This is a genomic window from Staphylococcus sp. EG-SA-2 (genome assembly GCF_017152085.1).
The window spans coordinates 1-11,687 of the sequence record NZ_JACYHC010000950.1; the positions used below are offsets into that span (position 1 = coordinate 1).

An 11,687-nucleotide genomic window follows, 5' to 3' on the forward strand; every position below is an offset into this window, starting at 1 on the left:
GGGAATGGTCTAAAACGTGCAAACCTCACTTTTTCATTTGCTACACGGTATTGTATTGAATTAACATTTTTATGTTTGATACTAACATGATCTATCGTCATTCTAATGGTATCATGATTAACTGGTGATATTAAACATGTATGATGCTTTGGTAATACAAGTGGTGATCCTACCGTTCTAAACACACGATTATTTATTGAGGCAATTTCTGTAATTTGCATTGCTTCAAGTGAAGGATGTATCAGTGCGCCACCTAGCGCTTTGTTATAAGCCGTTGAACCCGAAGGTGTTGATACACATAATCCATCGCCTCTAAATCGCTCAAAGTGTTTCCCTCTTAAGTTAACATCCACAACAAGTGTTGAGCCATTTTCAGTTTTCATCGTTGCTTCATTTAATGCTAAATACCTTGTTTCATAGCCGTTGTCGTTGTATCTCATAATAATTTCAAGCAATGGATATTCAATGACCTGAAACTCTGAATTATTAATTTCGATGATTAATTTTTCAACTTCATGAGGTAACCAATCCGCATAAAATCCTAAATGACCTGTATGAACTCCAACAAATGCCACTTTTGATAACATGTGGCTATACTGATGGAATGCTTGTAGTAATGTACCATCACCACCAACTGAAATAACAATTTCAGGATTTTCACTATCCTCAATCATGCGAAAATCTTTCATATAGTTCATCATTTTATGCTTTAAGGCATTAGACTTGGAGTCACCTTTAGTTAAAATTGTATAACGCATGATTTATAACACCTCGTTAATCATTTTCATGTTTTTTAGAACGTTTTTGCGTGTAATATTTTTGAGCTTCCTGAATTTCATCTTTAATTTCAGACATCTCTTCATCAAGTAAATACGCTGCTTCTGCCGCTCTTTCCAAACGATGTTGAATTTCATCCGGATAAGCACCATCATATTTATATCGTAAAGTATGTTCAATCGTTGCCCAGAAATTCATTGCTAATGTACGAATCTGAATCTCAGCCAATATAAATTTTTGGCCTTGTAATGTTTCAATTGGATATTCAATAATGACATGATACGAGCGGTAACCACTTTCTTTAGTGTTACGAATATAATCTCGTTCTTCAATTACTTTAAAATCTTTTCTTTGTCTTAAAATATTGACGACAACATCAATATCTTCTACAAATTGGCACATCATTCTTAAACCAGCGATATCGTACATTTCTTCTCTTAACCTATCAAATGGTATTTGTCGTTTGTTTGCCTTATCTATAATACTAGCGATCGGTTTAACACGACCAGTAACAAATTCTATTGGCGACGCTTGTTCACCAACTTCATATTGTTTGCGCATGCCTTTAAGTTTCACTTTCAACTCATCAACCGCTTGCTTATAAGGTGTTAAGAACTGATCCCATTGATTCATAGTGCTTCACCCCGCTTTATTCAATGTCGAATGTTTCTTCAACGGTTGCAACAAATTCCTTACCATAATTATTATTCCCTTTTATGTTGTCTAAAATATAAGTAAGTTCTTGGTGGAATTCAGTCAATTCTAGTTCATCATTGATAATAATTTTTTTAGTCATGTTTTCATGCAACATCGTCCATGTTTCTTGTACGAAAATGAGATAAGCATACGCTTTACCATCATCTAATGTATACGCAAAGGCATAATTATCACTATCAACGAGCATTTGTCCTACTTCAGATAATCCTTTAATAGAATCTTCTGTATAACAATAAAGTATGTCATCTTTAATTTTAATTTCATTAATATATAAACGCATGCTTAATCCTCCTCTTATTCCATAACATTTTAACACAATTCAATAATACAAAACACTTACGAACACTATTTTTAATGGTCAAATTAACATTGATAATAGATAAAGGAAATTGCTTTTAAAATTCAACTTTGTCATTCATAATATAGTTAAGATAAATTGAATTTGATACGAGGTGTATACATATCATGGCAACAAATCATGAAATAGAATTTAAACAAATGATAACTGCATCAATCTATAATAAATTGCAAGAGAAATATTTTAAAGACAGTGTGCTTTTTAAGCAAGTCAATTACTATATTGATACACCCGATTTCAAATTAAAGGAACATCGCTCTGCACTACGCATAAGAGTTAAAGACAATCAATATGAAATGACTTTAAAGACACCAGCAAAGGTTGGTCTATTAGAATACAACTATATCGTCGACATTAAACCAGAGATGAACTTGATTATTTCAAACGACAATCTTCCAGATGACATTCGTCAAATTATAGTTGAACAGTTTGGTGTAAAAGATACAACTTTATCAATACTTGGTGCATTAACGACATATCGCCAAGAAACTAAATATAAAGGTGATTTACTCGTTTTAGATAAAAGTGAGTATTTCGATACTGCGGATTATGAGTTAGAGTTCGAAGTTAAAGACTATAATCAAGGTTTACAAAAGTTCCAATCTTTATTAAACGAACTAAACCTCGAACATCATCAACCTTTAAATAAAGTTCAACGTTTTTTCAAGAAAAAAGAAACACTTTCAAACAATATAAATTAAATTGGCAAATATGCATATTTCTTTCAAATGTTTAAAATCATGTTATATTAGTTATATATTAACTTAAGTTCGTAATAGTAAATTTTTGAAAATGGGTGATTAAATGACAACAACACCATATGACATCATTGGTAAAGAAGCGTTATACGATATGATTGATTATTTTTACACCCTTGTAGAAAAAGATGAACGACTTAATCACCTGTTTCCAGGAGATTTTGCAGAAACAAGTCGTAAACAAAAACAATTTTTAACACAGTTTTTGGGCGGTCCAAACATTTATACCGAAGAACACGGACATCCTATGCTAAGAAAAAGACATATGGATTTTACAATCACTGAATTTGAAAGAGATGCATGGTTAGAAAATATGCAGACAGCAATTAATCGCGCTGCGTTTCCACAAGGTGTTGGAGATTATTTATTTGAGCGCTTAAGATTAACTGCTAATCATATGGTGAATTCCTAAAATTAATTGTAGGTGAATAAACATGGCTGGAGAATTACGAATAATGGAAAATAAGAGTCGTGAAGATATTAATCTATCACCTGTAAGTAAAATCGAAATTTATTCATTTTTCGATCCATTTAGCTCCGATTGCTTCAAATTATCAGCAATCTTATCCAAATTAAGAATTGAATATAATCAATATATACGTATCAGACATATATTAAATCCTTCGTTAAAAGTATTAACGAAATGCCAAGCTCAAAGTACATCCAACTTTGATAACATCGCCCTAGCTTATAAAGCAGCTGAGTTACAAGGTCGTGTACGTGCCGAACGATTTATACATTTAATGCAAAATGAAATCATACCTAAAAGAGATATTATTACAGAATCAATGATTTGTGACTGTATTCAAAATGCAGGTATTGATTTAGAAGTATTTAAAGACGACTTACAAAAAAGTAAACTAACCGAAAGCTTGAAAATTGATTTGCATATTGCAAGAGAAATGGAAATCGAACAAGCCCCTTCTCTCGTTTTCTTTAGTGAAGATGTTCATGAAGAAGGTTTAAAAGTCGAAGGATTATACCCATATCACATCTATACTTATATAATTAATGAATTGATGGGTAAACCTATCGAAAAGAATCTTCCTCCTAAATTAGAAACTTATATACAGCAACAACAACTTGTAACGATGGAAGAATTACTTACTATTTATGAATGGCCAGAAAAACTTTTAAACAAAGAGTTAAAGAAGTTAGCCATTCAACAAAAAATTGAAAAACTTAAATATCCAGACGGCGATTTCTGGAAATCTAAAATGCCTAAAATCAAATCAAAATAAATAAATTAAAGACCTCGTACACCATAAATGTAACGAGGTCTTTTTACTGACTCTTAATTTTGCAACATTAAATTATTAGAACGTAATGTTACACATCGATCTAAATATATTAGTGATATTTTCCGAATTTAACCAGTTCGAAAATTATACAAATTATAAATTTGGTACATAATAGACTTATATTAATCGTTAATGTATAAAAAGTGCATATTTAATACATTTTTATACAACTTCACTTCCCTCTTATTAAAAAAGAACATAAAAAAACGTCGTGTCTGAATACACGACGCTAAACAAAGGGGATGGGAGAAATTTTTCACTTCAAACAAAGGGGTATGTTTGTTATGTGATTAATTTCATGTTCATAATATAACATGCTATCTCTACCATTTCAACCTTTTAATAGTACTTAATTTAAATTGTCACAATCTGTTCATAATGTAAGCGAATACAATAGTACTAAGCTTTCATTAATTTTTCAAAAGCGTTCAATTTTTGTTCAAAAACTTCACAAGCTTGTTCAATTGGTTCAGGTGTTGTCATATCTACACCAGCATTTTTTAATATCTCAATTGGATAATTTGAGCTACCTTTTTTCAAGAATTCATTAATATATCTATCTACTGCTGGCTTACCTTCTGTTAAAATTTGATGACTTAAGCTTTGAGCTGCACTGTAACCAGTTGCGTATTGATATACATAATAATTCATATAGAAGTGTGGAATACGTGACCATTCCTTACTAATATCTTCATCAGTTTCTACAGAATCACCGAAGTATAATTTATTTAATTTGGCATATTCTTCATTCATTCTAGTTGGCGTTAATGGTTCACCTGCTTCTTCAATTGCATGAATTTTATGCTCAAATTCTGCGAACATTGTTTGTCGGAATAATGTAGCTCTGAAACGTTCTAATTCTTGGTTTAATAATAATAAGCGTTTTTCATCATCAAGATGTTTATCCATATAATCACTTAAAAGTGCTTCGTTACAAGTTGATGCAACTTCAGCGACAAAAATAGTGTAGTCACTAGAATTTGACGGTTGGAATTTTCTACTGAAGTAACTATGTGCTGAATGCCCAAATTCATGAACTAATGTGTATAAGTCTGAAATAGTATTAGACCAGTTAAGTAGAATAAATGGATTAGTTAAATGTGCACCTGATGAATAGCCACCTGAACGTTTACCTTTATTCTCATAGACATCGACCCAACGATTGTTTAAGCCTTCTTTAACTACATTTAAATATTCTTCACCCATTGGTTCTAAAGCTTTTAACATCCACTCTTTAGCTTCTTCATAAGGCATTTCAAACTTAATATCTTTAATTAATGGTGTATATAAATCATACATTTTCAAGTCATCTAAACCTAGCAATTCTTTGCGCAATTCAGTATATCTATGTAGCAATGGTAAATATTTATGTACAGTTTTTACTAGATTGTCATATACATTTTCTGGAATATGATTATTACTTAATGCTTTTTCTCTTGCAGTTTTGTAATTGTGTGTACGAGCATTAAATACATTTTTCTTCACTTCACCTGCTAGCGTAGCGCCAAGCGTATTATTATGAGCACCATATGCTTTATATACATTTCTAAAAGCACTTTCTCTTAGTTTGCGATCATCTGATTCTAAATACTTAATAAATGTACCTTGTGTTAACGGGTGTGCATTTCTATCTTTATCAATCGCATCTTCAAATACTAAATCAGCGTTGCTAAACATACCGTATACATTTGATGGCGTTGATAACGCGTCCTGCGCTTCTGTTAATAACTTTTCAGTTTCAGCATCTAAAATATGAGGACGTTTTTCATTAATCAACTTCAAATCAAATGCGAATTTTTGTAATTTATCATATGAATTTACAAATGATTGAATTTTATCTTCATCAATTTGTAAAATCTCTGGCACTAAGAAACTCCATGCCGAGCTAAATTTAATAATTAATTGATGTGCTCTTGACTCCATACCAGTATACTTGTCGTTCGTTGTGTCTTGGTCTTGTTTTAGGTGCGCGTATACATATACTTTTTCTAATTTAGTACCTAATGTATCTTCTAATTCTAACGCATTGTATAATGTCTCAGCACTATCACCAATGTGTCCTTTAAATTGTTCTTCTTTGCCTAACTCATTTTCAACTTCTTTAAATGCAGCCTCAAAAGCTTCATCATCTTTGAAAATTGTTGTTAAGTCCCATGTATATTCAGGATATTTACGTTCCTGTTCTTCTCTCGATAATTGTTGACTCATATGTAGTAAACCTCCTAATAAAATATAATTGATATAATTTTCTCATTTTAGAACAAAATTTGCACGTCATTACCTCTATCTGAACAAATATTTAAATAATTGTTAATAAGTTTTTCTATAATTGCTGTTTTACTTTCTAGAGCAACAATAAATTTTTTCAGTTTAAAATAATTAAGATTGTCATTTACTAATTTGCTTTTTCCATTCTTTAACCATAAATCAACTTGTAATTGCCACTCAATTGGATGATTTTCAATATAAATTTGCTCTGGAAAAATATAACCATAATTGTACACTACTTCTTGATCAGTTAACTGTAATTGATACATTGCACTTAAAGTGGGTTCTAAAACAGAATTTTGCCAGCGACAATATTTGATATATTGATTAATTGCGAACTTTGATAATTTATAAACAGCATGATAATCACAAGGCGCCTCATTAAACAACTCAATAATTTTGGCATTCCTTTTTTCAGCGACATATTTGTGCCCGCCTAAATATTGTATTTGTTGAAACATCATTATTTGTTTTTTCTCTAAATTGAACGTATGAAGTTTTCGAGTGATTGGATTAATAAACAAACTATGAAAATGATTGAACTTCACTTTATTATGACAATAATCAACATCATTTAATAACCAACTTACTTTATATCCCATTTTCTTTAAACCTTCCGTTCGTTGAAGAATCTGTTTATAAGGAATTGGCGAATACTGTAGCTCAATAACATATTTATTATTAATCAAAATATCCGGAATTTGTTTTATTTCTTTTAAAAATGGCTCTATCTCTACTTTACATCCTTGTTGCTGTATCATCTGTGCTAAAATCAATTTACTTTTATAATGTTTAATCGTTTCATTATTAAAACATTTTTGTTCCGCTAAATGTTTATGTGCAAAATGACTAATTACTTTGAGCCCACGCTTTAAAATAACTTGCTTGCCACACACCGGACAAAAATATTGTGTCTTTCTCAATGCAGTAGTTGCTAACACACGTTCCTTTTCTTCATTTAAAGCTACTAACATATCTTCACCTCAAAATATTACACGTAAGTTTAACTACTATTACTTTTTCAGCTTTTGAAATCAATAAAAAAAGAGACTCCAAAGAGTCTCCTTTCATAGTGCGTTGCTTAATTAATATCGTTATTCAGTTGTCTCTGGAAAATAACGTCGAACTTGAGCTGTTACGTTATGACTCATAATTATTTTAGCATAGTCATTTAAATAAACTTCTGTTCTGTCTGTTGGATATGCAAATTCAAGCAATTGACTGTAACTATCATTAATGACTTCTTGATCAACATGACTATCAAAATGTACAGCATAATAATAAGTACCATCAACCATATATAACAAATCTTCAAACTCTGTAGTTATTGGATTGCTATGATATGCATAATTAATAACATCTTCTAAATCGTTAAATTTCACAATGATTGTTCTTGTATTTTTACGTGCTGAAGACTTTTGACGTTTAGAACCTTGAGCTTCTTTTTCTTTTGTTCGTTGCTCGAATAATTCTTCTAATTGATCTTCACCTTCTAATGTTTGAGCTAACAATTCTTGAACTTGTTCATCAAATTGATCAGTTGCATCATCATCAGACATATTCATCATATCTTCATTTTTAGATTTAGAAATTGTGACTTCGACACCTTTTTCAAAGGCATGTACTTGAATCCATAATGGACCTTCTACAACAAAATCTTCTTCTTCGTTAATTTCATCCATCATTGACCAAAAGAATTCTTCGCCACGTTTGCGATTTGTCCATAAATCTTCACGACTAAATCCACGGGCCTCGATATCGCTATATGTTATAAACAATTTTACAGTTGTATCATCTACTCGTTCTATTCTCATATCATCTCACTCCTTACAGTCGATGAATAGTATCCACATTGTATTAAAGCATCAAACAAAATACAATTTATTTGTTTGATTTCTTTCTCTAAAATATTTTGGTAACTTATAATAACATATTCGTTGTAGCAAAACTATTTAAATGATTTATACAGTTAAAGCATTAAAGCACTTTCTTAATTTAATTTTACCTTATCATAGCAAATGTTTCATCCAAAACACTCTAATATAGAGCTATATTAACAATTGCACATTTGATTTAAAAGATACTAAGCAATTATTGTAAAATTAAAACCAAAAAAGCAACACTATAGAAATAGTGTTGCTTGACATATCTTTTAGTAAAGTATGACACATAGTTAAATGGTTATTAGTCAACCATACGTTGTGCTTCTTGTAATTGGAACGTACGAACTTTTCTAGGTAAGAAACGTCGAATCTCGTCCTCATTATAACCAACTTGTAGTCGTTTATTATCTAAAATAATTGGACGACGTAATAAGCCAGGATTATCTTGAATGATTGAATATAAGTCTTGTAATGGTAGTGAATCAATATCAACATTTAATTTTTGGTATGTTTTAGAACGTGTAGAAATGATTTCATCAGTACCGTCTTCAGTCATTTTTAATATTTGCTTAATTTCATCAATTGTTAAATGTTCAGAAAAAATATTACGCTCCGTATACGGAATGTCATGTTCTTGTAACCATGCTTTCGCTTTACGGCAAGATGTGCAACTTGGTGAAGTAAATAATGTTACCATACATCTCACTCTCCTATTTGAATGAATAAAATTCATTGCTTAAAATTTAGTTATAGATCAAGAAAAAACATTTTTTTCTAAAATTCTTAATCGTTACTATTTATTATAACTATCTAACATTAAAATTAAATGAGAAAAACCTAATTTTTCAGATAAGTTTCTACACTTATAAAAAAGATTATTAATCCTTTGTTAGTAGTAAGTTATACGTATATTCTAACACATCTTACATTTTTAAGAAATACTGTTATAATGATAATTATTAAAATATTACTAAGAAAGTAGGCATTTAAATGGAGACATTATTTTCAGGCATCCAACCTAGTGGAATTCCTACTATTGGAAATTATATTGGCGCACTAAAACAATTTGTTGATGTGCAAAATGACTATGATTGTTATTTCTGTATCGTAGATCAACATGCAATTACAATGCCACAAGATCGTTTAAAATTACGTAAACAGACCAGACAATTAGCAGCGATTTATTTAGCTTCTGGTATAGATCCAGACAAAGCAACATTGTTCATACAATCTGAAGTCCCTGCACACGTACAAGCAGGATGGATGTTAACTACGATTGCTTCTGTTGGAGAATTAGAGCGTATGACGCAATACAAAGATAAAGCTCAGAAAGCAGTTGAAGGTATACCAGCTGGTCTATTAACATATCCACCTTTAATGGCAGCTGATATTGTTCTTTACAATACTAATATCGTTCCAGTTGGAGATGACCAAAAGCAGCATATCGAATTGACTCGTAACCTTGTAGATAGATTTAATAGTCGCTATAATGATGTGCTTGTGAAACCTGAAATTCGTATGCCTAAAGTTGGTGGACGTGTCATGAGTTTACAAGACCCAACAAGAAAAATGAGTAAGAGTGATGATAATGCTAAAAACTTCATTTCATTATTGGACGAGCCGAATGTTGCAGCTAAAAAAATTAAAAGCGCAGTAACTGATTCAGATGGTATTATTAAATTTGATCGTGACAACAAGCCAGGTATAACAAATTTAATTTCAATATACGCTGGATTAACCGACATGCCAATTAAAGATATTGAGGCAAAATATGAAGGAGAAGGTTATGGTAAATTTAAAGGTGACCTTGCTGAAATAGTTAAAGCATTTTTAGTAGAATTCCAAGAAAAATACGAAAGTTTCTATAACTCAGATAAACTTGATGATATTTTAGATCAAGGTAGAGATAAAGCACACAAAGTTTCATTTAAAACTGTCAAAAAAATGGAAAAAGCGATGGGATTAGGACGTAAGAGATAAAATAAAGAGGTACTAGAATTAACTAGTGCCTCTTTTATTATTTAACGTCTACCTCTAGGATTAAAAGCATCTTTAAGCCCTTCCCCTACAAAGTTTATACTTAATATAGTTAATGTAATCATTATAGCAGGTGGCATCCATATCCACGGTTTACCACTTATAACATCCCCTTCTTGAGCATCACTCAACATATTACCCCAAGATGGTATTGCTTTACTAATTCCGAATCCTAAAAAGCTCAATCCTGATTCCACTACAATCATACCGGCAAATAACAATGTTGCTTGTACGATAACTACACTTAATATATTCGGCAAAAGATGTTTCAAAATAATTTTATATGTGGGTGTACCAATTGATTTTGCTGCCAAAAAGTATTCATTTTCTTTTTCTTGAAGTACTTTACCACGAACAAGTCTTGCAATACCTCCCCAACTTAATACGATAATAACTAGAACAAGAATTATGGCAGATCCATAAGGATTTTTAATTTTATCTCCAAGTGCAGCATTTAATACAATTGCAAATATTAAAAATGGAAATAACATAACAAATTCGGTTATTCTCATTAATAATGTATCAACAATACCTCCAAAATAACCAGAAATCACTCCAACTGTAATTCCAATCAAAAGCATTCCTATTGTAGATGTAATTCCAATGGATAATGAAATACGACCTGCATATAACAAACGACTAAAGTTATCCCTACCACCAGAGTCTGTACCAAGAATGTTTTGTGCTGTCATTTCACCTTTTATATTTAATAAATCTTGTTGGTTCACTGGAAAAGGAGCTATTAATGGCGCTATAATTGATACAATAGTTATGATTAATAAAAAAATAATCGATAACATTGCAATTTTATTATGAATAAATCTAGACAATGCAATTTTAAAAGGCGATTTTGACTTATTTTGCATTCCAATCCCCCCTAGTTACTTCTAATTCTTGGATCTATAAATCCATAAGTAATATCAGAAATCAAATTACCCAATAAACCTAAAAATGAGAAAAATAACGTTAATGCCATCATTAATGGATAGTCTTGACCTATTACCGATTCTAAAAATAATTTACCGATACCGTTATATGAAAAGATAGTCTCAGTAATCACAGCTCCACCTAAAATACTTACAATATCAGCACCTAAAAATGTAATAATAGGTATTAAAGAATTTCTCAATATATGTTTATTATAAATTTTATTCATAGATAATCCTTTTGACCTTGCCGTCAATACATAATCTTTTTTAGAATTTTCAATAATATCATTACGTAAATATTGAATATAACCAGCAGTAGATAATAATCCTAAAGTTAATGCAGGCAAAAATGTATGATAAATTTTACTCATATAATATTCAAAAGTACCTTCTTTAAGGTTAATATCAACAGAACCTTGAAACGGAAACCATTGTAATTCAAAAGAAAAAATAAAAATTGCAAATACTCCCGCAATAAAAGATGGAATAGCTAACATCAAATAATTAAATATTTGCACAGTATAATCAGTCAAACTGTAAGAATATCTACCTGACGTTATTCCTAAAGCAAATGAGATAATATAAGTAATAATTAATGACATAGCACCGAGTAATATTGTATTTGGAATTCTTTCCTCAATAACATCAATTACCGGCCT

13 protein-coding genes are annotated in these 11,687 nt (G+C 30.7%); 4 read left to right on the forward strand and 9 right to left on the reverse strand.

Features of this window, described 5'->3' with window-relative positions; translation table 11 throughout:
• From IDG60_RS16555 to IDG60_RS16565, 3 genes are all read right to left on the reverse strand, one after another.
• A partial coding sequence (locus IDG60_RS16555; RefSeq protein WP_113588550.1) for an NAD kinase occupies positions 1 to 758 on the reverse strand: 758 nt, incomplete at its 3' end.
• Between the two features lie 16 nt (positions 759 to 774).
• A complete protein-coding gene (gene yjbM / locus IDG60_RS16560) occupies positions 775 to 1,410 on the reverse strand; it encodes a GTP diphosphokinase (RefSeq protein ID WP_001077683.1) in 636 nt (211 codons plus the stop codon).
• A gap of 16 nt (positions 1,411 to 1,426) precedes the next feature.
• Positions 1,427 to 1,774 carry a UPF0738 family protein gene (locus tag IDG60_RS16565; protein ID WP_001242102.1) on the reverse strand — a complete coding sequence of 116 codons (348 nt, stop codon included), beginning with the start codon at positions 1,772 to 1,774 and terminating at the stop codon, positions 1,427 to 1,429.
• A 185-nt stretch (positions 1,775 to 1,959) separates the two neighbouring features.
• On the opposite strand from IDG60_RS16565, the gene IDG60_RS16570 reads away from it, so the two are divergent.
• The 3 genes from IDG60_RS16570 to yjbH all read left to right on the forward strand — a co-directional run bounded on the left by IDG60_RS16570 (position 1,960) and on the right by yjbH (position 3,851).
• Complete coding sequence (locus tag IDG60_RS16570) at positions 1,960 to 2,553, forward strand: CYTH domain-containing protein (protein ID WP_000224619.1); 594 nt, start codon at positions 1,960 to 1,962, stop codon at positions 2,551 to 2,553.
• A gap of 103 nt (positions 2,554 to 2,656) precedes the next feature.
• On the forward strand, positions 2,657 to 3,022 hold the full coding sequence (locus IDG60_RS16575; protein WP_000214070.1) for a truncated hemoglobin YjbI: 366 nt from the start codon (positions 2,657 to 2,659) through the stop codon (positions 3,020 to 3,022).
• A 22-nt stretch (positions 3,023 to 3,044) separates the two neighbouring features.
• The gene (gene yjbH, locus IDG60_RS16580; protein WP_000896697.1) at positions 3,045 to 3,851 is read left to right on the forward strand and encodes a protease adaptor protein YjbH; all 807 of its coding nucleotides are present in this window, start codon (positions 3,045 to 3,047) and stop codon (positions 3,849 to 3,851) included.
• 459 nt (positions 3,852 to 4,310) lie between these two features.
• Here the strand turns inward: yjbH and pepF are convergent, their stop codons facing one another.
• From pepF to spxA, 4 genes are all read right to left on the reverse strand, one after another.
• Entirely contained in the window at positions 4,311 to 6,119 is a 1,809-nt protein-coding gene (gene pepF / locus IDG60_RS16585; protein ID WP_000082733.1) for an oligoendopeptidase F, read from the reverse strand.
• Between the two features lie 47 nt (positions 6,120 to 6,166).
• A complete protein-coding gene (locus tag IDG60_RS16590; RefSeq protein ID WP_000959282.1) occupies positions 6,167 to 7,153 on the reverse strand; it encodes a competence protein CoiA in 987 nt (328 codons plus the stop codon).
• A 120-nt stretch (positions 7,154 to 7,273) separates the two neighbouring features.
• Complete coding sequence (gene mecA, locus IDG60_RS16595; RefSeq protein WP_001217728.1) at positions 7,274 to 7,993, reverse strand: adaptor protein MecA; 720 nt, start codon at positions 7,991 to 7,993, stop codon at positions 7,274 to 7,276.
• 370 nt (positions 7,994 to 8,363) lie between these two features.
• Positions 8,364 to 8,759 carry a transcriptional regulator SpxA gene (gene spxA, locus IDG60_RS16600; RefSeq protein WP_000258003.1) on the reverse strand — a complete coding sequence of 132 codons (396 nt, stop codon included), beginning with the start codon at positions 8,757 to 8,759 and terminating at the stop codon, positions 8,364 to 8,366.
• A 293-nt stretch (positions 8,760 to 9,052) separates the two neighbouring features.
• Here spxA and trpS point away from each other — a divergent pair, with 293 nt between their 5' ends.
• Positions 9,053 to 10,042 carry a tryptophan--tRNA ligase gene (trpS, locus tag IDG60_RS16605; RefSeq protein WP_000448934.1) on the forward strand — a complete coding sequence of 330 codons (990 nt, stop codon included), beginning with the start codon at positions 9,053 to 9,055 and terminating at the stop codon, positions 10,040 to 10,042.
• Between the two features lie 41 nt (positions 10,043 to 10,083).
• Here trpS and opp4C read toward each other — a convergent pair whose 3' ends face one another.
• Positions 10,084 to 10,965: an oligopeptide ABC transporter permease gene (gene opp4C, locus IDG60_RS16610; RefSeq protein ID WP_001180280.1), complete on the reverse strand. Its 882-nt coding sequence runs from the start codon at positions 10,963 to 10,965 to the stop codon at positions 10,084 to 10,086.
• 11 nt (positions 10,966 to 10,976) lie between these two features.
• On the reverse strand, positions 10,977 to 11,687 hold a 711-nt coding region (locus tag IDG60_RS16615; RefSeq protein ID WP_206160943.1), incomplete at its 5' end, for an ABC transporter permease.

Excerpts from the sequence above, each read along its gene's own strand:
- yjbM (WP_001077683.1), bottom strand. The coding sequence starts at position 1,410 with ATGAATCAATGGGATCAGTTCTTAACACCTTATAAGCAAGCGGTTGAT.
- IDG60_RS16565 (WP_001242102.1), bottom strand. The coding sequence starts at position 1,774 with ATGCGTTTATATATTAATGAAATTAAAATTAAAGATGACATACTTTAT.
- IDG60_RS16570 (WP_000224619.1), top strand. The coding sequence starts at position 1,960 with ATGGCAACAAATCATGAAATAGAATTTAAACAAATGATAACTGCATCA.
- IDG60_RS16575 (WP_000214070.1), top strand. The coding sequence starts at position 2,657 with ATGACAACAACACCATATGACATCATTGGTAAAGAAGCGTTATACGAT.
- yjbH (WP_000896697.1), top strand. The coding sequence starts at position 3,045 with ATGGCTGGAGAATTACGAATAATGGAAAATAAGAGTCGTGAAGATATT.
- pepF (WP_000082733.1), bottom strand. The coding sequence starts at position 6,119 with ATGAGTCAACAATTATCGAGAGAAGAACAGGAACGTAAATATCCTGAA.
- IDG60_RS16590 (WP_000959282.1), bottom strand. The coding sequence starts at position 7,153 with ATGTTAGTAGCTTTAAATGAAGAAAAGGAACGTGTGTTAGCAACTACT.
- mecA (WP_001217728.1), bottom strand. The coding sequence starts at position 7,993 with ATGAGAATAGAACGAGTAGATGATACAACTGTAAAATTGTTTATAACA.
- spxA (WP_000258003.1), bottom strand. The coding sequence starts at position 8,759 with ATGGTAACATTATTTACTTCACCAAGTTGCACATCTTGCCGTAAAGCG.
- trpS (WP_000448934.1), top strand. The coding sequence starts at position 9,053 with ATGGAGACATTATTTTCAGGCATCCAACCTAGTGGAATTCCTACTATT.
- opp4C (WP_001180280.1), bottom strand. The coding sequence starts at position 10,965 with ATGCAAAATAAGTCAAAATCGCCTTTTAAAATTGCATTGTCTAGATTT.